Source organism: Lactobacillus sp. wkB8 (assembly GCF_000761135.1).
GTDB lineage: Bacteria > Bacillota > Bacilli > Lactobacillales > Lactobacillaceae > Lactobacillus > Lactobacillus helsingborgensis.
This window is the reverse complement of sequence record NZ_CP009531.1, coordinates 1043613-1069287: the sequence shown is the minus strand read 5'-3', so window position 1 is coordinate 1069287 and position 25675 is coordinate 1043613. Positions and strand designations below refer to the sequence as shown.

The following is a 25675-nucleotide window of genomic DNA, read 5'->3' as shown; positions in this document are numbered from 1 at the left end:
AATAATTATTTTGAGACTTAAAGAGCTCAATAATCATAGTAGGAGATAAAAATGAATAGTAACTTAACAATGCAATTAATGGGTGAGTTTTTCGGAACTATCATCTTAGTATTGCTAGGAGATGGCGTTTGTGCCGGTGTTAATCTGAAAAAGTCAAAAGCTGAAGGCAGCGGCTGGGTCGTAATTTCTTTTGGCTGGGGCTTTGCCGTAACATTTGGCGTGTTCTGTGTCAGTTGGCTTTGTCCAGGGCATTTTAACCCAGCAGTGTCATTAGGTATGGCAATTGCAAATAAATTACCTTGGTCTTCAGTTTTGCCATATTTTGTGGCTCAGATAGCCGGTGGCTTTATTGGTGGTATCTTAGTTTGGTTGACATACTACCCGCATTGGGCAGAAACAACTGACAAAGGAGGAATTTTAGGTTCTTTCGCTACGGAACCGGCAATTAGAAGCTATGGTTGGAATTTCTTTACTGAAATGATTGCAACATTTGTCCTAGTTTACGGTTTGCTTGGATTATCAAACATTAAGTTAGCTCCAGGTTTGAATCCACTTTTGGCCGGATTTTTGATTACAGCAATTTGTCTTTCCTTGGGAGGACCTACTGGAATCGCTATTAACCCAGCTCGTGACCTTGGACCAAGACTGGCACATCAATTTATGCCAATAGCAAACAAAGGAGACTCTGATTGGGCTTATAGTTGGGTTCCAATCTTTGGCCCACTTCTTGGTGGTGTATTAGCTGCGTTATTGTTTAATCTTTTATCATAAAGTTTAACTGTAATATCAAAAACTCATGACATTTTAGTCATGAGTTTTTTATGCCCAAATTATTGATATTCATCTGGTTTAAAATGTCGCAGAATTTCAATCCCTTTGCGCTGATACTTGTTTGGTATGAAACTCTTTCTCATTGCTATCTGCATGTATGCCCACAATTTTTGACCTGGTTTTAACCGAATGACGTGAATATCAGAAACCTCTTTTAAACTGCTTTCCATAGCAATAGCAATCCCTACATTGCGTTTAACTAATTCAATCATCATTTTCATTGTAGTAGCTGTGTATGAAATCTGTGGCGTAAAATCGCCTAATTTTGCTTCCTGTTCCAGGCATTCTCTAGTTAAATAGCCTCTTTTACGAGCCACAAACTTGCGGTTGCGTAAGTCGGATGCATTAATTTGGTGGACATCCCGCCACTTGTCGCTCGTACTGGTAATAATGACTAGTTCAGTTCTTTGCAGGTTATGAATAAAATATTCGGGATCATTAATAGGAACCATCCACGAATATATTGCCACATCTACAGTGCCATCGGTTAAATCAGAGAATGCGTTAGCCGATCTTTCGATTCTAGATTCAATTAAATTGGCAATATTTGCTTGATAAAATTTTTGTATAATATCGGCAATGTAAAGGCTACCGGCTTCTCCAGAAAAGGCGAGCCGAATTTTTTTGTCACTGGCATGCATCACATCATAATTAATGCTGGCGATATCTTGCAATAGTATTTTTGCTCTTTTATAAAGTAAGTCGCCTGCATCGGTCAAAGTTATTTTACTTTTACGATTTTTTTGCAATATTAGTGGATCATCGAACTTATCCGCCAACCGCTTCACTGCCATGGAAATTGTGGGCTGGGTAACATCAAAAAATGCAGCTGTAGCGGTATAGTTACCAGTTTCAACTAATTTACAAAAATATAATAAGTCTTTTTCATTCATGAGTACTTCCTAAATAAATAAAATTTATAAATATATCTGATTAAATTATATTAAATTTAACTTTAATGTACAATAACAAGTTGCTGTAATAGTATTTTGCATTATGAAACTAAAATATTTTTTCAAAAAATTTAATTAGACTTAAAAAGTTGGTGAGGATATATTTAGGTTAAGAATAGTTTATAAGAAAGTGATGGTGAAAAATTTGATCTACGATTCAACTCTCAAATGGGACGCCGTTTACGACGTAATTGTCGTCGGATTCGGCGGAGCTGGTGCCGGTGCAGCAAGATTTGCGGCAGATAACAATGCGCACGTTCTGCTCATTGACTCAGCTCCCGAAGGTCATGAAGGTGGCAATACCAGGTATGCTGGTGGTGCTTTTGCTTGGAGCGATAATTTTGATGATCTCCGTGAATATTATAAGCAAACTTATTATCCCTTTAAGTATGACCCAAAAGATTTAGACGCTTTTGTCAATAATGTTTTGAAGATGAAGGAGTACTCTCAAAAATATTTTGGCATTGAAGCACAATATACCGGTAGAAGACCTCAAGGAGAATATCCGGAATACAAGCATGCAGAAACAATGCGCTCACAAAGCATGACTGCTGGTATGTATAATGGCGGATTCTGGAAATTATTACGTAAAAAAGTTTACGAGCGCTTAGATAAAATTGATGTTTGGTTTGAAAGTCCCGCACAACATTTAATTCAGGATCCCAACACTAAAACCATTTTAGGTGTGCAAATTAAACATCAAGGTATAAATAGAAATGTGGCTGCCAGAAATGGTGTAGTTCTTTCATGTGGTGGCTTTGAAAATAACCAAGATATGGTTCAAACATTTTTAGGTCAAGGTTCTTTAGCTCCAATTGGTACTTTGTATAATCAAGGTAAGGGGATTGATTTGGCAGTTGAAGCTGGCGCTAGACTATGGCATATGTCTAACTATGATTCACATGGCTTTTCTTTAAGAGAAGGCGCGCCAAGAGAAAAATTTGCCTATATGATCAACTGGAAAAGCCTATTTAATGGCAGTATTTTCGTTGCTGGCGATGACGGCACGCGGTATTACCGTGAAGACGAAGAAGACCGTCATGGTTACAAATATAACCACGGCAACTGGATTATGCAGCCTAACCAAAATCATCCACATATCATTATGGATCAAAGGCAATTTGAGCAACTAGCTCATGATGATTCAGATAAGGCTGAACAAATTAAGAGCCTGATTACCTATGCAATAAAAGCTGAAACTATTGCCGAATTAGCTGACAAGATTGCCGCACCAAAATTGGCCGAAGCTGTCAGTGATTTTGACTTTTTAGTCAATGAAAAAAAGCGCGATATGTTTTTAAATCGTAAAATTGAAACAATGCGTGCTTTTGGGGCAGGCCCATATTATGCTATCCCAATTCGCCACAACATTCTGCATACACATGGTGGCGCTCGTCGTAATGAAAATTGCGAAGTTTTAGACATGGAGAATAATGTTATTCCTCATTTATATGAAGCTGGAGAATTAGGAGATATTTTTGCTACCAAATATATTGGTGCAAACAGTATTGCTGATTTGTTAATTTCTGGCAAAATTGCAGGAGAAAATGCTGCGTGGCCAAAAAGAAAAATGGCTGAAGTTGATGTAGTTACAGGTGCTTCACAAAACCCTGATCTAAAATCTGATGCTCATGCTTCTTCAACCGATTTTGAAGCTGGACCTAATCAGGGGATTGGAATAAGTGAAAATGGCATTAATGATGTCCCAATTGTGGTACGCGTCACGATGTCAGGTGATAAGATTTCTCAAATTGAAACACTGCAAGAAAAAGAAACTCCTTATTTGGGAGGTAAAGCAATTCCCGTTCTAACTAATGAAATGATTGAAAAGCAAACTACAGAGGTTGATGCGGTCAGTGGCGCAAGTACAACTAGTGCTGCTTTTAAAGAAGCTGTCAACCAAGCAATTGAGAACGCTGAAAAGCAGTAAAGAAGTGCAAAAATGAAAATCAACGAAAAAACTAAGTGGAATGGTGTGTATGATGTAGTCGTTTTAGGTTTCGGAGGAGCCGGAGGCACGGCAGCTCGTTTTGCGGCAGAAAATGGTGCTCAAGTCTTATTAGTTGACGCTGCTCCTTATGGTCATGAGGGTGGTAACACCCGTTATTCAGCACAGCATGTTGCTATGGCACATGATAGAAAAAAGATTGCTGAATATTATGAGCAGCTGGCAGCGCCATATAATTTTAATCAGAAAACAATGGCTGCTTATCTTGATGGCTTTATTAATATGCCGCAATACTTTAAAAAGTATTTTGGTATTGATCCTTTTATCTGGTCACGTGATAATCAACCGGGTGACCATTTAGCAAAGAAAAAGAATTTATGTGAGTATCCTGAATATCGCGGCTCTGAAACCTTTGATTTTGCCCTGGTTCATAATCAAGACTTTGATGCTGAACTATGGAAAGTAATTCGTGCTCAAGTAGTCAAAAATGCTGCCAACATTGATGTCTGGCTTAATTCCAGAGCAGAGCATTTATTGCAGGACGAAGCAACTGGTGAAATAGCTGGAGTAATTATTAATCGTAACAAGAAACAATATTATATTCATGCTCGCAAAGGAGTAATTGTTGCTACAGGTGGCTTTGAAAATAATAAGCAGATGCAGCAGGATTACCTGCACGTCACAAAATTAACCCCGCTGGGCACTCTCTATAATAAGGGTGACGGGATTAAAATGACTGCAGAAGTTGGAGCAAAAATGTGGCACATGAGCAATTATGAGTCATTAGGCATCGTCCCCAGCTATGTAATTGCTGAAGGTGAAAATGAGCGTGGTCGGCAAGTTAGCGGCTGGCAAAATGTCAAATCAGGTGCGATTTTTGCGGTGGCAGACGACGGCACTCGCTTTATGCGTGAAGATGCCAAATTCAGACATGGTCACATAGCTGAACATGGAGACTATCTATTGCCTCACGCTTACGACAATGCTTGGTTGGTCTTTGATAATCAGCAATATCAAAAGTTTGTCTTAGAACAAAAACAAGGAAAGCTCAAATACGGTAAGTTCTTTGACAAGGTTGTTAGTGCCGGTTCACTGGCTGAATTAGCTCAAAAAATGAATGTACCGACCGCAAATCTGGAAAATACTGTTTCGCAATTCAACGAGTTTGCTACTAAAGGCAAGGATCTGGAATTTGGTCGTGCACCTGAGTCAATGACCAGTTTCGATTTAAAAGAAGATGTCCATGCAGTTAAATTGGCTCCCGCAGTGCTTAATACCCAAGGTGGACCAGAACATGATGAGTTAGCCCGTGTACTTGATGTCAACAATCAACCAATCAAACGTCTCTATACAGCTGGTGAGCTTGGCGGAATGTGCGTCAATCGTTATCAGGGCGGTGGCAACTTAGCTGAATGCTTGATTTTTGGCAAAATTGCTGGAGAAAATGCTGCCAAGTTAGAGCCAATTGAAGATTCGATTAATTTAACGGGAAAGCTGCCGCGAATTAATGATCTTTTGGATGGTGAAAAGGACGATCAAATTGAGCTGGGACAAAACCAGTTTCTTGGATCTTCTGAAGCAGGTATTGGCGGTAGGATTTTGGTTCGCGGGACCTATTTTGATAATGAAATCAAAAAAATTGAAGTACTAGAAAATCATGAAACGGAAGGAATTGGAGCTGTGGCCATTGACCGTATACCCCAAGAAATGGTAAGCAATAATTCTACCGACGTTGATGCAGTTTCAGGAGCTTCTACCACAACTAATGCTTTAAAGGAAGCCGTAAATGCGGCAATTAAGAAAGCACAAAATAGTTCTAAAGGAGAATAAAGAAATGTTAGATAAAATTCAATGGAAAAAGTGGATTTTGCCACTAGCTATCGGCATTGTCTTATGGCTGTTAACTCCATTAAAACCAGCGGCAATTAATGTTCAAGCTTGGCACCTTTTCGCCATATTTATTGCAACTATAATTGCTTGTGTGACTAAACCATTACCAATGATGGCAACTACAATAATAGCGGTGGTGATTGCCACATTAACCGGTATTTTCAAGATGGAAGAAGTTACTGCCGGTTTTGGTAATTCCACCGCATGGATGGTCGCTATGTGTATGTTTATGGCGGCCGGCTTTATTAAATCAGGTCTTGGTAAAAGAATTGCCTACTTCTTTGTCAAAACTTTTGGCAAGAGAACTTTAGGTTTGGCTTATGCCTTATCCTTAGTGGAAACTGTTCTGGCAGTTGGTATCCCAAGTAACAATGCTCGTGTTAACGGTATTATGTACCCAATTATTGATAACTTATCAAGAGAAATGGGTTCAGATCCTAAAAAGGGAACTGAGCGTGACATGGGTTCATTCCTGGTCTTTACAGAATACGAAGTCAACATCGTTACATCCACAATGTTTCTAACTGGTTTAGCCGGTAACATGGTGGCATTAGGAATAGCGAAGACCCAAAACGTTACTATTTCCTGGATGCAATGGTTTGTAGCTGCAATCGTACCAGGCATAATTTCCTTAATATTAGTACCTTTTATTCTATATAAAATTTACCCGCCTAAGATCAAAGAAACACCTAATGCTCATGCTTGGGCAGACAAAAAATTACAAGAATTAGGCAAAATGACAGCTGCAGAAAAAATTATGGGTGTGGTTTTTGTCCTGTCAGTTGTATTATGGTTAGTAGGCTCTAAGTTTGGCATTGACGCTACTTTAGTCAGCTTTATTGCAGTTGCATTACTATTGGTATTTGGCGTCATTAACGTTAAGGATATTTTAGGTCAAAGTTTTGCTTGGAACATCTTAACTTGGCTTTCAATTATCATGTTGATGTCACAAAAATTAATGACTTTGGGCTTTTTCCCTTGGTTCTCAAAGACTCTAGGTAGTGCACTTCATGGTATGAATTGGGTTTTGGTACTGGTAATCTTATTCTTGGTTTACTTCTACCTCCACTATTTATTCCCAAGTGTTTCTACGCAAATTTCTGCTCTATATGCAGGATTTCTCTCAATTGCGATTGGTGCCGGAGTGCCACCTATGATGGCAGCGTTAATGCTAGCTTTAGACGGTTCTTTATACTTGTCAACTTCAAGCTATTCGGCAGGTCCTGCCGCCTTGCTTTCTTCAACAGGCTATGTTTCTAACAAAGATTGGTGGAAACTAAGCGCCATAATTGGTGTTGTACTTAACATCATCTGGTTAGGCGGCGGTCTGGTTTGGACTAAAGTTATCGGCATGTGGTAATCAAAAAAGCTTTGAATAGTAGTATTCAAAGCTTTTTTATTTTGTCCGCCAAAGATTTTTATAATGGCACTTGTTACTTCTTCGGCTCTAGTTTAGTATTATTACTATACTAATTTAAAAGGAAGATTAAAAATGAATAATTGGGCGGTAATTTCAACGTGGAATATGTCTTATGAGGGCCTAAAAACCTCAGCAGACTTGTTAAAAAAGGGTACAGATGCCAAAGACGCAGTTGAAAAACTAATTAATCAGGTTGAATCTAATACCGAGTATACTTCTGTCGGTTATGGCGGATTGCCCAACGAAAACGGCATCGTGCAAATGGATGCTGCCTTTATGGATGGTAATACACTCGCACAAGGTTCTGTAGCCGCTATTGAAAATGTCAAGCATGCGGTTTCTGTGGCACGCAAATTGAGTTCAAACAAAACCAATAGTTTTTTAGTAGGTGAAGGTGCTACCAATTACGCGATGAAAAATGGTTTTGAAATGACTAACATGCTTACTGCTAATGCCAAGAAAACATGGCGGCAAAAAGTTAAAGAGACACATGAGCATGATGTTCACCCCTATGCTGGTCACGACACTGTTGGCGCAATCACTTTAGATCAAAAAGGTGCCGTTACGGTAGCAACTTCAACATCTGGTTTATTTATGAAGAAAAATGGTCGGATTGGTGATTCTCCTTTATCAGGTTCAGGTTTTTATGCTGACAGTGATATAGGGGCAGCGGCTGCTACTGGTCTTGGTGAAGATATTATGAAAGGTTGTTTATCTTATGAAATTGTGCGGCAAATGTCTGCAGGTAAAAGCCCGCAAGAAGCATGTGACTCTGCTGTTTATTCTTTTTGTAAAAAACTAAAACAGCGCTATGGCCAAGTTGGTGAGATTTCATTGATTGCCCTGAACAATAAGGGGGAATGGGGTGTCGCAACTAATGTTGAATTTACATTTTGTGTTGCGGATAATAAACACGAAGCCCGGATATTTACGGCTAACCCTGCACCAAATAATAAAACCCAAATTTCAGCTTTTAACTGAATAATGATAAAATTGTCTCCTTGTGCTATTTTTACTAACTCTTGAGAAAGGAATTTAAATGCTAAAAGAAGCCTGTGTAGAAAATTTTACAGATATTGCCCGTGTAATAAAAAATGGCGCTCAAAGAATTGAATTAAATAATGACTTGGCGTTAGGGGGGACAACTCCCACATACGGTGTAATGAAAAAAACTCTCGCTTATACTAAAAGCTGCAATATTCCAGTAGTGGTAATGATTAGACCGCGTGGTGGCAATTTTGTTTATAGTGCAAGTGAAATTGAGATTATGGCTAGTGATCTAACAATAGCAGCCAAATTAGGAGCACAGGGAGTAGCATTTGGCTGCTTAAATTCCCAAAACCATTTAAATAAGTTACAAATGAAACAGCTGCTTAGTTTGGCTCATTCTTTGAACATTGAAGTAGTCATGCACATGGCTTTTGACGAAATTCCCCAAAGAATCCAAAAGGCAGAGCTAAGCTGGTTGGCTGAACAGGGTGTTAAAAGAATTTTGACGCATGGCGGTAAGCTGAGCAAACCTATCTTGGCTAATATTTCCCACCTTAAGGAAATTATTTCTTGGGCAAAAGGACAGATAGAGATTTTACCCGGTGGTGGTATTACAAGCACAAATTGTGATTTTATTGCTGAAAAATTAAACGTACAACAAGTTCATGGCACAAAAATAGTGGGTTGAATTTTGAAAAAACTTGACAATGTTTTAATTAAAAACTAAAATACCTTTAATATCTTAAAAGCGATGAAGAGAAAAGTAAGTTTACTGGTAACGTACAGAGAGCTCTGGAGACTGAAATAGGGCCGCAAAAGCAAACTGAAAATCACTTGGAGCTATATGGTGAATTAAAGTAACCATTATTGGTAACACCCATTATTGTGTTAGCGTATCGCATATTGCCGTACGTGAAGTGATTGGTTAAATTAATTTGAGATAATTTGCCAGTAAAAAAGGTGGTACCGTGCCAATTAAAGCACCCTGAATTTAATAAATTCAGGGTGCTTTTTTTGTTTAAAATGGCAAAAAATGAGCAATAACAATTTTTATTATAAATGGAGGTTTATGTATGAACGAACTTGAGCAAGATGTTAACCAGCAACCACTAACTTGGAAACAATATTTAGTTGTAGCATCTTTATTATTTGGATTATTTTTTGGAGCGGGGAACCTCATTTTTCCCATTCACTTGGGACAAATGGCGGGAGCAAATTGGTTAATTGCTACTTTAGGTTTTTTGGTAACTGCTGTTCTATTGCCTTTATTATCGGTTTTGGCTATTAGTGTAACTCATGCCAAAGGCGTATATGACATTGGATTGCCTCTGGGTTCGACATTTGCCTTAGTTTTTATGATCTTAATTCATCTTACTATTGGACCTCTTTTTGGTACACCCCGTACGGCCAGTATCTCTTTTAAGGTAGGGGTTGAACCCATGTTGCCGCAGAACATGGCTCAAATTGGTCTGTTAATTTTTTCAACTATATTTTTTGTATGCGCGTTTGTGATTGCTTATAAAGAATCAAATATTTTGACCAGCATTGGCAAAGTGCTAAATCCATTATTCTTGTTACTGCTATTTATCGTGTTTTTATTGGGATTCTTTTCGCCAATGGGTAGAGCTGCAGATCAAAAAGTAACTTTGGCATACCAACAGGCTCCCTTTTTTAACGGTTTTCTGCAGGGCTATAATACGATGGATGCGCTGGCTGGATTGGCATTTGGGGTGACCGTTGTTACTGCTGTCAGACAAATGGGCAAAACCACTGCCAAAAGTAATGCTAAAGTCACTGCCAAAGCGGGTATACTGGCAACTTTAACTATTGGTGTCATCTATGTGGCTTTGATCTGGCTGGGTGCAACCACCTTACAACATTATCGAATTGCTGCCGATGGTGGTACTACTTTCAATCAAATAGTGACTTATTATTTGGGCAATGTGGGGCATGCGCTTCTAGCCAGCCTGATTACAGTGACGTGCTTAACTACTGCGGTCGGTTTAATCGCTGCTTTTGCTCAAGATTTTCACAGAAGTTTTCCTAAAGTTAGTTATCATACCTGGTTATTTTTAATGACATTAGCTTCATTTTTGACCGCTAATTTTGGTCTGGACACTATTATTGCTTGGTCAACACCAATGTTGATGTTTCTCTATCCTTTTGCAATGGTTTTAATTCTGCTTTCAATTACTGCGAATTTGTTTAATAAAGATAGAGTGGTATATTTCTGGACTGTGCTGTTCACACTTGTTCCTGCATTTTTAGATATGATTGCTGCTTTTCCACCTGTAGTAAGCCAAAGTTCGTGGGCACTGGCCTTAAAAGGTGTGCAAATGAAATTCCTGCCTTTTGCGGCAATTGGAATGGATTGGATTATTCCAGCCTTACTAGGATTAACAATTGGTTTAGCATGTCATTATGTTGCAACTAGAAAAGTCAAATCTTTACAAAATTAGTAATGTATCATCTAAATTTTAACGGTGTTTTTAAAATTATAGTTGACATGAAAAAAGGCATTGATTAAAATATCATTAATATTGATAAAGCGATGAAAAGATAAGTAAGTTTGCATGTAGCGTTTTAGAGAGTCCTGTAGCTGAAAATGGATCGTGATGGCAAACTGAAAGTAACTTTGAGCTATATGGTGAATGATTAGTAGCTTATATTGGTGACACCCATTAGCGTGTTAGCGTATCGTAATTTTTACCGTACGTGAAGTGACTGTGAGATTTTTAGCAGAAAAAATATTTACAGTAATATAGGTGGTACCGTGCTGACAGCACCCTTGATTTAATCAAGGGTGCTTTTTTATTGCCCTATTATTTATCAAAGTTTTTTATCATATTAATTTGAGTTTGATTTTCTGTTTAGGAGGAATCATGATGGAAGAAATTGAACAAGATGTAAATACCAAACCCTTAACTTGGAAACAATATTTAGTTGTTGCTTCTTTGTTATTTGGATTATTTTTTGGTGCTGGTAACTTGATTTTTCCTATTCATTTGGGGCAGCTTGCAGGAGCTAATTGGGGAATGGCTACTTTTGGCTTCTTAGTGACTGCAGTTTTATTACCACTGTTAGCTGTGCTCGCAATCAGTGCCAGTCATGCCAAAGGTGTTTATGACATTGGTAAACCGTTAGGTAAAATTTTTGCCCTGGCTTTTATGGTTTTGATCCACTTAACTTTAGGACCATTATTTGCAACGCCGCGTACTGCAAGTATTTCATTTTCAGTGGGCTTGCAACCGGTCTTGCCCAAATCTGTAGCGAAACCGGCATTACTGGTGTTTTCTGCAATCTTTTTTATATTGGCATTTATAATTTCCTACAAGCAATCCACCATTTTGGATAGTATAGGTCGTATTCTAAACCCATTATTTTTGTTGTTGCTGTTTTCCGTCTTTTTATTAGCAGCTTTTTCACCTATGGGTGCGGCAAAGCAGCAAAACGTAACTGCTGCTTACCAAACTGCTCCATTTTTTAATGGCTTTTTAGAAGGCTATAACACGATGGATGCACTAGCGGGCTTAGCTTTCGGTTATACAATCGTTTCTGCTGTCAGACAGCTGGGAAAAACCTCGGCTAAAAGTAATGCTGAAGTTACAGCTAGAGCAGGGGTCATTGCGACCAGCGCTATCGGAGTAATTTATGTGGGCTTAATTTGGCTAGGAGCAACTACTTTAAACCATCTTAAAGTTTCAGCAGAAGGCGGCACTGTTTTTAATCAAATCGTGACTTATTATTTAGGTAACTTTGGTCATGCTTTGCTTGCTACATTGGTTACCTTGACCTGTCTAACAACCGCAGTTGGCTTGATTGCAGCGTTTGCCCAAGATTTTCACCGTAGTTTTAATAAAATCAGCTATCATGGTTGGTTGACAATAATGACGTTCGTTTCATTTATTACTGCTAATTTTGGTCTAGATACTATTATTTCGTGGTCAACACCAATGCTGATGTTTTTATATCCTATAGCAATGGTCTTGATTATTTTATCTATTTCCGGCTCTCTTTTTGACCGTGATCCAATTGTCTATTTCTGGGGGATTGCTTTAACCTTTATTCCAGCTATCTTGGATATGATTGCCTCTTTTCCCCCTGTTATTAGCAAGCAGCCATGGGCACTGCAATTAAGATCATTTCAAATGCGTTTTTTACCCTTTGCAGATATCGGGATGGATTGGGTATTTCCAGCTATCGTGGGCTTGGCAATAGGTTTTGCCATCCATTTTTATCACGCAGCTAAGAACAAATAGCTCAACATATAGTTCATATTATTAAAGCTAATTTTTTGACACCATCTGTTTATAAAAGTAGATTAAACTAAAGAGCAAAATTTGGTTTAAATAGATGGGACTGAGCAATTTGAACAATATGGATATGAACGACAATCATAATATGAATCATTCAATGAATAACAATGATTCATCCATGCAAATGGGTGGCCATGATATGATGATGCATGGCGGGCACATGATGCATATGGGCAATTTGAAGAAAAAGTTCTGGGTTTCTGTGATTTTATCTTTACCGATTATATTTTTATCGCCAGCGATGGGAGTCCATTTGCCTTTTCAGTTCTCTTTTCCAGGTTCTGAATGGATAGTGGTTATCTTCGCAACTGTGCTGTATTTCTACGGGGGAGAACCATTCTTATCTGGAGCGTACTATGAAATAAAAGATAAAAAGCCCGAAATGATGACCCTTATTTCCTTGGGTATAACTACGGCTTATATTTATAGTCTGTATGCTTTTGTAAAAAATGATTTGCTAAACAGTAAAGTTCATGTAATGGACTTTTTCTGGGAGCTGGCAACGTTAATTTTAATTATGCTTTTAGGACATTGGATAGAGATGACATCTGTCATGAATGCCAATAGTTCTGTTCATGATTTAGCAAAACTTCTACCTGATAAAGTCCATGTACAATCAGGTGATCAAGTGAAAGATACAGCAATCAATGATGTACAAAAAGATGCAGTTATATTGGTAAAAGCCGGTGAAAGTATTCCATTAGACGGTGTCATCATCACCGGTTCAAGTCAAGTTAATGAATCATTAGTGACTGGCGAATCTCGTGAAATTACCCGTAAAAAAGGTGATAAAGTAATTGGCGGCTCTATTAATGGTTCTGGCACACTAACTGTTAAGGTCACCAATTCAGCTAACTCCGGCTTTTTAGCAAACGTCAATAAACTTGTCGAGTCTTCACAAATGAATAAGTCAAAATTACAAAATTTGGCTGATCGAGTTTCAAGCTGGCTGTTTTACGCCGCGTTAATTTTCGGTATTATTGCTCTAATTGTCTGGACTAGTTTGCGGGGAATAGCAGGTGGGCTAGAACGGATGGTTACCGTTTTAGTAATTGCTTGTCCGCATGCTTTAGGGTTGGCAATTCCGCTGGTAAATGCTAAAAGTACCTCAATTGGTGCTAAAAATGGGTTATTGATTAGAAATCGTAACGTGATCAGCGTCAGCTCTAAAATTAATTATTTGCTTTTAGATAAAACTGGCACTCTGACGGAAGGCAAGTTTCAGGTGCGCAAATGTGACAGTTTGAATAAGTCGTACAGTGCAGATGAAGTAATCAAACTGATTGCTTCACTTGAGCAAGATTCTAATCACCCGATTGCGCAAAGCATTTTACAGTTTGCTAAGGAAAAAAATATTGAGCTCTATCCATTGTCAAATAGTAAAACACTTGACGGCAAAGGCGTTGCTGGAACTTTAAACAATAAAGATTACCAGTTAGTAAATGAAAAAACAGCTAGAAGTATTGTCAATAGTTTCCCGCAAGTTGATGCTTTAAACTATACGTCAAGTTACTTGATTGCAGGCAGTGAGCTTTTAGGCTACGTTGCCGTGGGAGATGAGATTAAGACTAACGCTGCTGAACTAATTAAACAAATTAAAGCTTTAAATATCACGCCTGTGATGCTAACTGGAGATAATGAAAATGTTGCCCAAAGCATTGCCCACAAATTAGGAATTACAGAAGTTTATTCAGGTTTAATGCCGCAAGACAAGCAAAAAATTGTAGCTGAATTGCAAGATAAAGGTCAAAAGGTAATGATGGTCGGTGACGGTATCAATGATGCTCCTAGTTTGGCTAAAGCTGATATTGGTGTAGCCATTGGTGCAGGTACTGATGTTGCGGTGGATTCAGCTGACGTGGTCTTAGTTAATAGTGAACCACTAGATATCATAAGTTTTTTGAAGTTAGCGCAGCATACCCAAAGAAAAACAGTCCAAAACTTATGGTGGGGTGCTGGCTACAACATTGTGGCATTGCCACTTGCTGCTGGTATCTTAGCTCCATGGGGGATTTTACTTTCCCCAGCAGTCGGTGCGATCTTAATGTCGCTCTCAACTGTAATAGTAGCTATTAATGCTGAAACACTAAAAATATAAAAATTTGATTAAGGCACTCAATAAGAGTGCTTTTTTGCTAAAATAAAATAAATTTTAAAATTTTAAAATGATAGCCCTTTTATTTTGAAATATTGAAAATAAAACTAAAAATCTGTATTATGAGTGCAAGAGAATATTACTGCTTTTAATAGCTAAAATACTAACATTTGAAAAGGAGATTTAGTATGAGTAAAGAAGAATACCGTGTTGAAAGTGATACAATTGGCCCTGTTAAAATTCCTAAAGATGCACTGTGGGGTCCTCAAACTGAAAGAAGTCGTAACAATTTTCCCAGTGGTGAATTAATGCCACTTGCAATTATTCGTGCTTTTTTACATTTAAAAAAAGCTGCAGCTGAATCGAATGTAGAAGTCGGCGATGAACCAGTAGAAAAAGGGCAAGCTATTGAGGAAGCGATTGATCAACTATTAAAATTAGATGATCATGAATTGCGTCAAGATTTTCCTTTACACGTATTACAAACCGGTTCTGGTACTCAGAGCAATATGAACGTTAACGAAGTAGTAGCTAACCTAGCTAACAAGATGCATCCAAATTTGGATATTTTACCCAATGATGACGTTAACAGAGGACAATCTTCAAACGATACATATCCCACAGCAATGAATATTGTTGCAGTTGAAGCTTTAGATAAGCTTGAACCTGCCGTGCAACACTTAATTGACGAACTAAAAATTAAGCAGGACAAGTATTGGAAAACCGTCAAAGTTGGCCGTACTCATTTACAAGATGCTACTCCGATAACTTTCGGTCAAGAGGTTTCTGGCTATATTTCAGCTTTAAAACATGATTTATCTTATATCAAAGAACTTAAGCCGACATTATATGAACTAGCAATTGGTGGTACTGCTGTTGGGACAGGCCTCAATGCTGCACCGGGAATGACTGTCAAAATTGCTGACAAACTGTCTCAAGTCTACGGCCATGATTTTAAAGTTAATACCAATAAGTTTTGGGGGTTAGCCCACCATTCTGGCATAGATGTTGTCCATGGTGCTTTAAAAACCTTGGCTGCTGACATGTTTAAGATAGCTCAAGATATAAGATTCTTGGCATCTGGCCCAAGAGCAGGCTATCACGAACTTAATATCCCCGCTAATGAACCAGGTTCTTCGATTATGCCTGGCAAAGTTAATCCTACACAGGCTGAGGCGGTAACAATGGCCGCTGCGAAAGTCTTTGGCAATGATACTACAATTACTTTTGCCTGTTCACAAGGAAATTTTGAAATGAATGTCTACAAAACCGTTATGATCACCGCGTTTTTAGATTCATGTGATATTTTAACTGGAACTATTACAGGCTTTGCTGATAAAATGATTGCCGGCTTAACCGTAAATGCTGCAAAAATGGACGATCTGCTTGAGAGTTCTTTGATGACAGTGACTGCCTTGTCACCTCATATTGGCTATCACGCAGCTGCTAAGATTGCACAGACTGCTGATAAAGAAGGAACAACGCTTAAAGAAGCAGCCCTCAAAAGTGGCAAATTAACTGAAAAGGAATATGATGAATGGATGGATTATATGGAGATGACTAATATATCTCAGACTGATCCTGAAAAATAAATCTTTTAAATTTCTGTAGAGGAGAAATCAATGGGTAAATTTGTTTTTACGCCTAATAAGGCTTCTGAAATACAAGACAGTTACGACGCAATTATAATCGGTGCTGGTGGTGCCGGCTTAACTGCAGCTATTCAGGCCCATGAATTAGGACTGAATGTTGCTGTCTTTGAAAAGAATTCTGATTTAGGTGGGAACACAAACAGGGCTTCTTCTGGAATGAATGCTTCTGAAAGTCTTGTTCAAATAAAACAGGGAATTATAGATGATAAAGAAGATTTTTACCGTGAAACTCTCAAAGGCGGAGGAATGATGAATGACCGTGAACTTCTACGCTATTTTGTCGATCATTCTGCTCTTGCAATAGATTGGTTAATGGATCACGGTATAGAGCTAACTAATTTAACTATTACTGGTGGGATGAGCAAAAAGAGAGCTCACCGTCCTGCTTCAATGGCACCGGTAGGTAATTATTTAGTAACTGGAGCTTTAAAGCAAATACAAGAAGATAAAATACCAGTTTTTAATAATGCAAAAGTAACTAAGCTTTTACAAGATAACAAACAGCAAGTAACTGGTGTTCAGGTTGATACTCTGAATGGACAAGTAAAAGTGAGTGCAAAAGCTGTGCTTTTGGCTTCAGGAGGTTTTGGCTCATCTAAAGAATTAATTAAAAAATATCGTCCTGACCTTGTAAATTATAAGACTACGAATCAGCCTGGTGCTACCGGCGATGGTTTAAAGTTGGCTAGTCAAATTGATGCACAGCTGGAGCAAATGGACTTTATTCAAGTACATCCAACTGCACAAACTGATACTGACCACGTCTACTTGATAGGAGAAGGCTTAAGAGGAGAAGGAGCTATCCTAGTTAACAAATCTGGTAAAAGATTCGTCAACGAGTTAAGTACACGTAAAATTGTTTCTGACGCAATTAGCAACTTAAATGAAAACGGCGCTTTTTTGGTTTTCGATCAAGGTATTAGAAATAACTTTACTGCCGTTGAATTTTATGATCACGTAGGATTGGTTAGTCATGGAGAATCAATTTCTGATCTAGCTCAAAATATTGGTGTCACAGCTTCGAACTTGAACGAAACTATTACTAATTGGAATGAGTCTGTCACAAATAAAACAGATAAAGAATTTGGCAGATCAACGGGAATGGAGCATAAAATTGCACAAGGACCATTCTTTGCAATTCATATTAACCCGGCCATCCACTATACTATGGGTGGTATCCATATAAGTCCCCAAACCGAAGTTTATGATACAGATGGCAACATAATTAAAGGCCTCTATGCTGCGGGAGAAGTTTCAGGTGGATTACACGGAAATAACCGAATTGGTGGCAACTCAATTGCTGAAACAGTCATTTTTGGTAGGCAGGCAGGAATACAAATGAGCAAGTTTGTCAAAAATCAATAACTATAAAGTAACCAAATTAGCATTTGAAAAAATTGTCAACCATTGGCAATATTGTTAGGTTTTTTGTCAGATTCCACGTTTTGTGAGCTATGATTTTGCAACTGATGTGTCTATTAAAATGATAGCTTGATATAAATAAGATTATATTTAATAAATTTTAAGTTCTTTGTCGTTTAGCAGCGGCGAAGGGCTTTTTTTATTATTTTAGGTTCCTAAATAAACGCTATGTCGAAAATACTAATTTTTACCTTATTGACAAACCGAATTTTAAATATGGAAGACTGTTTTTATTTTTAAAAATTGAAAAAATAAATTATTTATTTTAAATATTGCAAATAGCAGAGATAAAATTTATAATATTTATGTAAGTGATTACATTTTTAAAAAATTCGAAAGGAAATGACTTAATGAATAAAAAAGTATTATTGGTTGGAGACGGAGCTGTAGGTTCAACTTTTGCAAATGATTTGCTGCAACATACTAGTGTTGACGAGTTAGTAATCTGTGATGTGCTCAAGAAACGTCCGGTGGGAGATTCAATGGATTTGGAAGATATACTGCCTTTTACAGGCGAGTGTAATATTCATTCTGGTGAATACTCCGATGCAAAAGATGCTGCTGTGGTTGTGATTACAGCAGGCGTTCCTCGTAAGCCAGGAGAAAGTCGGCTTGATCTTGTGAATAAAAATGTTAGCATCTTGAAAAGTATCATTCAACCAGTAGTCGAATCAGGCTTTAATGGTATTTTCCTAGTTTCTGCTAATCCAGTTGATATATTGACAACTTTAACCCAAAAACTATCCGGCTTTCCTAAAAATAAAGTAATAGGCACGGGAACTTCGCTTGACACTGCTCGTTTAAAAGTAGATTTGGCTAAAAGATTAAATGTTCCTGTAGCTGAAATTAATTCTATGGTATTAGGCGAACACGGTGATACATCTTTTGAAAATTTTGATGAATCAACTGTTAGCGGTAAATCACTAAAAGAATTTGCTAATATTGATGATAATATTTTGAATCAAGTGGAACTGAATATTCGTCAAAAAGGTGGAAATATAATCGAAAATAAGGGTGCAACATTTTACGGCATTGCGATGATGTTAACGCAAATTGTTACTGCAATATTGACTAATCGTTCAATTGCTTTGCCTTTATCTGCACCGATTAATGGTGAGTATGGCATTAAAAGCGAACTTTATTTAGGAACTCCTGCAGTAATCGACGGATCTGGAATCAGCCAGGTTATTGAAACCGAACTTTCAGAACCTGAAAAGACTAAGATGGTGAACTCTGCTGCCGAAATGCAGGAAGTACTAGATAATATCACTTTAGATTAATTAAAAAGAAGGCATAAATAATGCAGGTTGGAAAAAGAATTTTTTTACAAAGGAATCTTCCTCAAAAGGAATTAATTGCTGCATATAAAAAGCTGCCCTCATCAAATGTAGCTGACTGTATGAATAGGACAGGAGCAATGGCGCCCAGAATTAGACTGATGTCGCACCCACATGAAGAAATGTGTGGTCCAGCGTTTACAGTTCATAATCGTCCTGGTGATAACTTAACTATTTATGCGGCTTTAAAGTATTGCCACGAAGGCGACGTGGTTGTCATTGATAATGAAAATGACAATACTAGGGCGGTTATTGGTGAAGTAATGATGACATGGCTGCGCGATCAAAGACATGTAGCTGGTGTAGTTGTTGACGGACCAATACGAGATATTGATAGTTTAAGCAACTGGGATTTGCCTATTTATGCGGTAAGCACCACTCCAGACGGTCCCTACAAGGAAGGTCCAGGAGAAATAAATGTACCGGTTTCTTGTGGTAACGTCAGTGTTAACCCCGGTGATGTTATTTTAGGCGATGCTGACGGTGTTATCAAAATCGCTTTAGAAGAAGCATCTGAATTGTTGCCGATTGTTCAGGATTTTCATGAAAAGGATGAAGCAAAAGCGGCTAGTTTTCATGATGGTTCAGGAAATATAGATTGGCTTGATGATGAATTAAAGAATAAGAATTATGAAATTATCGACGATTTTTATCGCCCAGAAAATTAAAATTATAGGTAATTACTATGAAAACACTTGAAAAAGTTAATTATAAAGGCTTTATTTTACCTTTAGTGATTGGCGTTATCCTATGGTGCATCACGCCTTTGCGTCCGGCTGGCTTGTCTGCTCCCGCATGGGAGATGTTTGCCGTTTTTGTAGCAACTATTGTTGGCTGTATTACAAAGCCTTTGCCCATAGGCGGTACTACTTTGATTGGACTGATAGTGACAGTTTTAGTTGGTTTGGCTCCAATCAAAGATGTTGTAGATCCAAAAACTGGTAAAGTAACCACTGGTATTCTCAGCGCCTTTAGTAATTCTGCTTCTTGGCTAATTGCTATGGCTTTTATCATGGCATATGGTATTAGCAAAACTGGTTTAGGTAATCGGATAGCGTATTGGATGATTAAAAAATTTGGTAAGAAGTCCATCGGTATCGGCTATGCAATTACCGGTTTGGAATTAGTTTTAGGAGCTTTAATACCATCAAACAGTGCACGTACAGGTGGTGTAGTTTGGCCGGTGACTGAATCAATCTCTAAAGATTATGATTCTCATCCTAACGATCCTTCAAGAAAGAAAATCGGAGCTTATCTTAGTTTTACTGCCTTCCATGCCAACATTCTGTCAACTGCTCTGTTTATTACAGGTGCTGCTCCTAATATGGTTGCTTCTCAAATGGCGGCACAGAAAAATTATAATATGACCTGGATCAGCTGGTTTACAGCAGCAATAGTTCCTGTTCTAGTTGCAACTATTATTATTCCGGTTGTGATTTATAAAATTTTTCCTCCAGAAATTAAAGAAACTCCCAATGCTAAAAAATGGGCCAGTGACCGTTTAGCAAAAATGGGACCAGTGACAAAGCCTGAAATGATTATGTCAATAGTATTTTTGTTGGCTATAATTTTATGGGTTTTATCCGGAATCTTCAAAATTCCTCAGTTAGATTCTACTTTTGTAGCCTTTTTAGCTGTCGGCTTATTGCTATTAACTGGTGTCTTAACTATGAAAGATGCTTTAAACCAAACTGGAGCTTGGAATATTCTAATTTGGCTGTCAATTTTAATATTTATGGCCAGTAAACTTATTTCCTTTGGCTTTATTGACTGGTTCTCCAAGACTATTCAGACTAGTCTTCACGGAATAAGCTGGCAAATAGTATTAGCTGTTTTAGTGATATTGATGTTTTACACCCACTACTTTTTTGCCAGTGGTACTGCACATATGACAGCATTATACCTGCCATTTTTATCTGTTGCTGTTGCTACAGGAGCTCCATTAGGATTATCAGCTATGCTCTTGGCGTTTACCGGGGCAATTAATGCTTCAACCACTCATTACGCTAACGGACCGGCCTCTATATTAGCTACAACTGGTTACATTAAGCAGAGTGAATGGTGGAAATATAACTTTATTTTAGGAATTCTCTATTTACTGATTTTCGGCGTAATAGGCACTTTATGGATGAAAGTTATTGGAATTTGGTAAATGCTTAAGGCAAACAATTTTATAACTAATGATGGTATTCGAATAACTTATTACGATACATTAAAAAGTGGTCAGCCTATTTTAGCTGTTCCTGGCATAGGCAGTTCTGCAACATTATGGCAAGAGGCTGTAAAGCTTTTCACAGAAGATTACCGCTTTATAATAATTGATCCTCGAAATCAGGGACGTTCTCAAAGAACGTTTAAGGGGCAACGTATTAGTCGCCATGCAGCTGATTTAGCCGAGCTCATTAGCAGATTAGATTTAAAAAATATTATTGCTGTTGGTAATTCCATGGGAGCCGCAAACATTTGGGCTTATGTTTCACTATTTGGCTTTCAAAGATTGCAGGCAATTGTTGACTTAGATCAACCTCCCAAAATGATTCAAGACAGCACCTGGCACTATGGGTTTAAAGATTTAACTTGGAAAATTATCCGGATTATTTAGAGGCAGATTTGGGCAATGGTATTTTTGCTCATATCAATGATCAGATGTTTAAAAAGGCCAAGATTGAAGCCCAAAAATATCCGTATAATGATGAAGAAAATTATCTTTGTCGAATAGATCATGCTGAGCAGGATTGGCGGGACGTTTTAATTAGCTTAAAAGTTCCTATGCTCGTTTTAGCAGGACAAAATTCACCCTTTTTTGATTATCATTTTGCCTACGCTATGAGAGAATTGAATCCTAAAATTTACACAGGAATAATAGCAAACTGTGGTCACTTAATTCAGGCGGAACAGCCTCTGAAAATGTATAAAGAAATTATGAAATTTTTGCAAGAATTTTAGCTAAAGTGAGAACCAAATAAATGGATAAGACTATAGATCTTAATTTAACTTTTCCGGACACGAAGGCCAGATGGGAGAACTTCTTAATTAATCGAGGTATTACAGATTTCAGCTCCCGTGAAGTTGACGTCCTCGATCATACTGTTGGCTTAATAGATGAAGATGGCTATTTGGTTGGGACTGGTAGTATTGCAGGCAAAGTTCTTAAATATATAGCTGTATCAAATGATAATTCTGTTCACGGGGCACGTTTTAATCAAATAGTTTCGGCTCTGCAAGAATACCTTTTTAGTCAGAAAATTTATCATTCATTCGTATTTACCAAGGCAAAATATTCTTCTAGTTTCGCTCATTTAGGTTTTAATGAATTGGCTCATACTGATACTGCGGCTTTTTTAGAAAGTGGAACGCCAAGTATTCAAGACTTTTTAGCAAAAATACCTAGAATTGAAAACCAAAAGCAAAAAGAAGTTGCAACAATTGTTATGAATGCTAATCCTTTTACTTTGGGCCACCAAAAGTTAGTACAACTGGCAAGTAGTCAAAATGATTTGGTCTATGTTTTTGTAGTGGCTACAGATGCTTCTTTATTTAAAACATCAGAAAGAATAGATTTGGTAAAAAAAGGAACTGCCAACTTTAAAAACGTGGTGGTAGTCAGTGGTGGAGATTACCTAGTTTCACGCTCGACATTTCCAGCTTATTTTTTAAAGTCACCTGATGAACTAATTACAACGCAAACGGAGATTGACGCTTTAATTTTTAAAAATATTATTGCACCAAAATTAACTATTAAGAAACGTTATCTGGGTACTGAGCCATTTTCAAGGACGACTAATTTCTATAATCAAAGTTTACAAAAAATACTTAGTCCCACTATTGCTGTTAAAATCGTGCACCGCTTTCGTGATAACGAAAAAATAATTACGGCAACTAGTGTGCGCCATTTGATCAAAAATAGTGATTTAAAAGATATTTACGCTCTAGTTCCACCAACTACAATGAATTTTATAAATGAAAATTATCAAATTTTACAAGAAAGAATCAAGAAAGGAATGAACATTGATGGAAATTAAAACTGTTGGAGTAGCAGGAACATTAGAATCTTCAGATATTCAGATAATGATCTCTACTGGTCAAAATGGGATTGAAGTTGATCTGGATTCAGAGGTAGCTAAATCATACGGTGATCAAATTAAAAAGGTGATAACTGAAACACTTAATAAATTTGGTATTACTAACGCAAAAGTTAAGGCTACTGACAAAGGAGCGCTTGACTGCGTGATTGCTGCAAGAACATTAGCAGCTGCTCAAAGAGCAACTGAAACTACTGATGCACCAAGATTGGAGGTATTGCAATAAATGACTTATGTTAAAAATCGTTTGCGTCGAACAATGATGTTTGTACCAGGTAATAATCCTGCAATGGTTAAAGACGCTGGCATTTATGGAGCGGACTCTATTATGCTGGATTTAGAAGATGCAGTTTCATTAACTGAAAAAGACGCAGCCAGAATGTTAGTATTTAAGGCTATTAAAACAGTTGACTTTGGCGGCGCTGAAATTGTCGTTAGAATTAATGGTCAAGACACTCCCTTTTATGACCAAGATGTCAAAGCTATGGTTCGCGCTGGAGTAGATGTTATTCGTCTTCCTAAAACTGAATCGGCCGCCATGATTAAAAAATTAGTGGCGGATATGGAAAAAGCGGAAGAAGAATACGGTATTCAAAAAGGCTCTATTGGTGTTATGGCAGCGATTGAGAGTGCAAAAGGTGTTCTCAATGCTCCAGAAATTGCAACTGCAACCCCATTAATGATGGGCTTAGCTGTTTCCGGTGAAGACTATACTGCCGATATGCACACACACCGTTATCCAGATGGGCGTGAACTTGAATTTGCCCGCAACATGGTCTTGCAAGCCGCTAGAGCAGCCGATGTTTATGCCTTCGATACTGTATTTTCAAATATGAATGATACTGAAGGATTCTACCGCGAAACAAAATATATTTATGAACTTGGTTATGATGGCAAGTCTTTAGTTAATCCAAGACAAATACCTATGGTTAACAAGGTATTTAACCCTACTAGAGAAGAAATTGAAAACGCTCTTTCTGTCCAAAATGCTATTCAAGAAGCAAAGGCAAAAGGCTCAGGCGTTATTTCAATGAACGGTAAAATGGTCGACAAACCAGTTGTTGAGAAGGCTAACCGTGTTATTGAAACAGCTAAAGCATCGAATTTAATTGATGAGGAGGGTAATTACATTGGAGAATAAAGTAAAACGCAATTTGCCTGATGATTTGATGACAAAAATGAATCTTAAACCATTCGAATCTGTGGAAATAGGTAATCCTGAAGTAAAAAGAGTGGCTCCTAAAGTACAAGTTACTAGGGGCGAATCAAAAGTGGTGGATTCTTTAGAAGATGTTATTAAGAAAACTCTAAAAGACGGTATGACCATTTCGTTCCACCATCATTTTAGAAATGGTGATTTTGCTTTTAATAAAGTAATGAATTTAATTATTAAAATGGGTTATCAAAACTTAACTTTAGCCCCATCTTCCTTAACTGGTGTTATGAATGACACTGTAATTGAAGCAATAAAAAAGGGTGTCATTACCAATATCACATCCTCTGGAATGAGAGGTAGTTTAGGTGATTTTGTTTCCCATGGTGGTCTGGAAAACCCAGTAATTTTCCGTTCTCATGGCAATAGGGCCCGTTCTATTGAAGAAGGGGAAATCAAAATTGACGTGGCATTTTTAGGAGTCCCAAATGCTGACCCAGCTGGTAATGCTAATGGTCAAGAAGGGGATGCAGTTTTTGGATCCTTGGGCTATGCTTTGATTGATGCACAATATGCGGATAAAGTAGTTTTGTTGACTGACAATATTGTTGATTATCCGAATACGCCTGCCTCAATTAAACAAACTCAAGTCGATTATGTTGTGCAGGTTGATCAAATTGGTGATGCTGATAAGATTGGTTCAGGGGCAACTCGTTTCACCAAAGATCCTAAAGAACTGAAAATTGCACAAACTGTTAATCAGGTAATTACAAATTCACCATATTATAAACAAGGATTTTCTTTCCAAACCGGGTCTGGAGGAGCTGCGTTGGCAGTGACCAGATACCTAAGAGAATCTATGCTAAAGGATGGGATTAAGGCATCATTCGCGCTAGGCGGTATCACTAAGCCTACGACTGATCTTCTTGAGGAAGGCCTGGTCAAGAAAATCATGGATGTTCAGGACTTTGACAAGGGTGCTGCAGCTTCAATGGCCCAAAATAAAAACCAACAGGAAATTGATGCTTCCTGGTACGCTGATCCTCATAATAAAGGAGCTGTAGTAAATAACTTAGATGTGGCTATTCTTTCAGCTTTGCAAATTGATACCAATTTTAACGTTAACGTAATGACAGGCTCCGATGGTGTTATTCGTGGTGCCATAGGTGGTCACCAGGATGCGGCTGCAGCAAAAATGACTATTATCACTGCTCCGCTAGTACGTGGACGCAATGGTACAGTAGTACCAGAAGTGGAAACAGTTGTTACACCAGGGGATTCAATTGATGTTTTAGTGACCGAAAGAGGAATTGCGATTAATCCCCGCCGTAAAGACTTAATAGCTGCTTTTGCTAAAGTTCCTGAGCTCAATATTGTTGACATCAAAGAACTTCAAGAAATGGTGCAAAAACAGGTTGGAATTCCCAAGCCTCTAGAATATACTGATCGTGTTGTTGCTTTAATTCAATATCGGGATGGCACTATTATTGATACAATTAAGCAAGTAAAAGATTAACTAATTATTTTAATAAAGTGTGAGAATGAGGCTAAGACTTGTTCTCACACTTTTTAGTTATAATATAAAA

Annotated in this window: 19 protein-coding genes, 1 pseudogene and 2 other annotated features; of the genes and pseudogenes, 19 read left to right on the top strand and 1 reads right to left on the bottom strand. The window is 37.8% G+C overall.

The annotated features are described in order from the left end of the window. Positions 1–51: 51 nt before the first annotated feature. Complete coding sequence (locus tag LACWKB8_RS04985) at positions 52–771, top strand: MIP/aquaporin family protein (protein ID WP_038522832.1); 720 nt, start codon at positions 52–54, stop codon at positions 769–771. Positions 772–830: 59 nt separating this feature from the next. On the opposite strand, the gene LACWKB8_RS04980 is transcribed toward LACWKB8_RS04985, so the two are convergent. Beyond that, positions 831–1724 (bottom strand): LysR family transcriptional regulator, encoded by an 894-nt coding sequence (locus LACWKB8_RS04980; RefSeq protein ID WP_038522830.1) that lies wholly within the window; start codon positions 1722–1724, stop codon positions 831–833. A 205-nt stretch (positions 1725–1929) separates the two neighbouring features. On the opposite strand from LACWKB8_RS04980, the gene LACWKB8_RS04975 reads away from it, so the two are divergent. The 18 genes and pseudogenes from LACWKB8_RS04975 (at position 1930) to citF (ending at position 25605) form a co-directional block, all read left to right on the top strand. Then, positions 1930–3714, top strand: coding sequence for an FAD-binding protein (locus LACWKB8_RS04975; RefSeq protein ID WP_038525000.1), 1785 nt, complete (start codon positions 1930–1932; stop codon positions 3712–3714). A 12-nt stretch (positions 3715–3726) separates the two neighbouring features. Then, positions 3727–5562: an FAD-binding protein gene (locus LACWKB8_RS04970; protein WP_038522828.1), complete on the top strand. Its 1836-nt coding sequence runs from the start codon at positions 3727–3729 to the stop codon at positions 5560–5562. 4 nt (positions 5563–5566) lie between these two features. Further along, a complete protein-coding gene (locus tag LACWKB8_RS04965) occupies positions 5567–6982 on the top strand; it encodes a DASS family sodium-coupled anion symporter (protein ID WP_038524998.1) in 1416 nt (471 codons plus the stop codon). Positions 6983–7114: 132 nt separating this feature from the next. After that, a complete protein-coding gene (locus tag LACWKB8_RS04960; RefSeq protein ID WP_052059656.1) occupies positions 7115–8023 on the top strand; it encodes a N(4)-(beta-N-acetylglucosaminyl)-L-asparaginase in 909 nt (302 codons plus the stop codon). A 58-nt stretch (positions 8024–8081) separates the two neighbouring features. Then, positions 8082–8720 (top strand): copper homeostasis protein CutC, encoded by a 639-nt coding sequence (locus tag LACWKB8_RS04955; RefSeq protein ID WP_038522825.1) that lies wholly within the window; start codon positions 8082–8084, stop codon positions 8718–8720. 54 nt (positions 8721–8774) lie between these two features. Next, positions 8775–9023, top strand: a binding site (T-box leader). A gap of 82 nt (positions 9024–9105) precedes the next feature. After that, positions 9106–10491 carry a branched-chain amino acid transport system II carrier protein gene (brnQ, locus tag LACWKB8_RS04950; RefSeq protein WP_038522824.1) on the top strand — a complete coding sequence of 462 codons (1386 nt, stop codon included), beginning with the start codon at positions 9106–9108 and terminating at the stop codon, positions 10489–10491. Positions 10492–10574: 83 nt separating this feature from the next. Then, positions 10575–10825: a binding site (T-box leader), on the top strand. Between the two features lie 92 nt (positions 10826–10917). Beyond that, positions 10918–12291 (top strand): branched-chain amino acid transport system II carrier protein, encoded by a 1374-nt coding sequence (brnQ, locus tag LACWKB8_RS04945; protein WP_038522821.1) that lies wholly within the window; start codon positions 10918–10920, stop codon positions 12289–12291. A 118-nt stretch (positions 12292–12409) separates the two neighbouring features. Then, complete coding sequence (locus LACWKB8_RS04940; RefSeq protein WP_038524994.1) at positions 12410–14446, top strand: copper-translocating P-type ATPase; 2037 nt, start codon at positions 12410–12412, stop codon at positions 14444–14446. Positions 14447–14631: 185 nt separating this feature from the next. After that, the gene (locus LACWKB8_RS04935; protein WP_038522819.1) at positions 14632–16035 is read left to right on the top strand and encodes a class II fumarate hydratase; all 1404 of its coding nucleotides are present in this window, start codon (positions 14632–14634) and stop codon (positions 16033–16035) included. Positions 16036–16065: 30 nt separating this feature from the next. After that, positions 16066–17460: a flavocytochrome c gene (locus LACWKB8_RS04930; RefSeq protein WP_038522818.1), complete on the top strand. Its 1395-nt coding sequence runs from the start codon at positions 16066–16068 to the stop codon at positions 17458–17460. A gap of 407 nt (positions 17461–17867) precedes the next feature. Further along, positions 17868–18797, top strand: a complete 930-nt coding sequence (locus tag LACWKB8_RS04925; protein WP_038522816.1) for an L-lactate dehydrogenase — start codon at positions 17868–17870, stop codon at positions 18795–18797. A 20-nt stretch (positions 18798–18817) separates the two neighbouring features. Next, entirely contained in the window at positions 18818–19522 is a 705-nt protein-coding gene (locus tag LACWKB8_RS04920; RefSeq protein WP_038522814.1) for a dimethylmenaquinone methyltransferase, read from the top strand. A gap of 17 nt (positions 19523–19539) precedes the next feature. Continuing rightward, on the top strand, positions 19540–21006 hold the full coding sequence (locus LACWKB8_RS04915) for a DASS family sodium-coupled anion symporter (RefSeq protein WP_038522811.1): 1467 nt from the start codon (positions 19540–19542) through the stop codon (positions 21004–21006). Next, positions 21007–21800: pseudogene (locus LACWKB8_RS04910) on the top strand (alpha/beta fold hydrolase). Positions 21801–21820: 20 nt separating this feature from the next. Then, a complete protein-coding gene (gene citC / locus LACWKB8_RS04905; protein ID WP_038522808.1) occupies positions 21821–22876 on the top strand; it encodes a [citrate (pro-3S)-lyase] ligase in 1056 nt (351 codons plus the stop codon). Then, positions 22866–23162 (top strand): citrate lyase acyl carrier protein, encoded by a 297-nt coding sequence (gene citD, locus LACWKB8_RS04900; RefSeq protein ID WP_038522806.1) that lies wholly within the window; start codon positions 22866–22868, stop codon positions 23160–23162. The genes citC and citD overlap by 11 nt, the downstream gene beginning before the upstream one ends. Beyond that, positions 23163–24077, top strand: a complete 915-nt coding sequence (locus tag LACWKB8_RS04895; RefSeq protein ID WP_038522803.1) for an aldolase/citrate lyase family protein — start codon at positions 23163–23165, stop codon at positions 24075–24077. Further along, the gene (citF, locus tag LACWKB8_RS04890) at positions 24067–25605 is read left to right on the top strand and encodes a citrate lyase subunit alpha (protein ID WP_305809504.1); all 1539 of its coding nucleotides are present in this window, start codon (positions 24067–24069) and stop codon (positions 25603–25605) included. The genes LACWKB8_RS04895 and citF overlap by 11 nt, the downstream gene beginning before the upstream one ends. Positions 25606–25675 lie beyond the last annotated feature (70 nt).

Coding starts and splice junctions, on each gene's coding strand:
- LACWKB8_RS04940 (WP_038524994.1), top strand. CDS start 12,410: ATGGATATGAACGACAATCATAATATGAATCATTCAATGAATAACAAT.
- citC (WP_038522808.1), top strand. CDS start 21,821: ATGGATAAGACTATAGATCTTAATTTAACTTTTCCGGACACGAAGGCC.
- LACWKB8_RS04915 (WP_038522811.1), top strand. CDS start 19,540: ATGAAAACACTTGAAAAAGTTAATTATAAAGGCTTTATTTTACCTTTA.
- LACWKB8_RS04980 (WP_038522830.1), bottom strand. CDS start 1,724: ATGAATGAAAAAGACTTATTATATTTTTGTAAATTAGTTGAAACTGGT.
- citD (WP_038522806.1), top strand. CDS start 22,866: ATGGAAATTAAAACTGTTGGAGTAGCAGGAACATTAGAATCTTCAGAT.
- LACWKB8_RS04970 (WP_038522828.1), top strand. CDS start 3,727: ATGAAAATCAACGAAAAAACTAAGTGGAATGGTGTGTATGATGTAGTC.
- LACWKB8_RS04920 (WP_038522814.1), top strand. CDS start 18,818: ATGCAGGTTGGAAAAAGAATTTTTTTACAAAGGAATCTTCCTCAAAAG.
- brnQ (WP_038522824.1), top strand. CDS start 9,106: ATGAACGAACTTGAGCAAGATGTTAACCAGCAACCACTAACTTGGAAA.
- LACWKB8_RS04925 (WP_038522816.1), top strand. CDS start 17,868: ATGAATAAAAAAGTATTATTGGTTGGAGACGGAGCTGTAGGTTCAACT.
- LACWKB8_RS04895 (WP_038522803.1), top strand. CDS start 23,163: ATGACTTATGTTAAAAATCGTTTGCGTCGAACAATGATGTTTGTACCA.
- LACWKB8_RS04960 (WP_052059656.1), top strand. CDS start 7,115: ATGAATAATTGGGCGGTAATTTCAACGTGGAATATGTCTTATGAGGGC.
- LACWKB8_RS04985 (WP_038522832.1), top strand. CDS start 52: ATGAATAGTAACTTAACAATGCAATTAATGGGTGAGTTTTTCGGAACT.
- LACWKB8_RS04930 (WP_038522818.1), top strand. CDS start 16,066: ATGGGTAAATTTGTTTTTACGCCTAATAAGGCTTCTGAAATACAAGAC.
- brnQ (WP_038522821.1), top strand. CDS start 10,918: ATGGAAGAAATTGAACAAGATGTAAATACCAAACCCTTAACTTGGAAA.
- LACWKB8_RS04955 (WP_038522825.1), top strand. CDS start 8,082: ATGCTAAAAGAAGCCTGTGTAGAAAATTTTACAGATATTGCCCGTGTA.
- LACWKB8_RS04935 (WP_038522819.1), top strand. CDS start 14,632: ATGAGTAAAGAAGAATACCGTGTTGAAAGTGATACAATTGGCCCTGTT.
- LACWKB8_RS04965 (WP_038524998.1), top strand. CDS start 5,567: ATGTTAGATAAAATTCAATGGAAAAAGTGGATTTTGCCACTAGCTATC.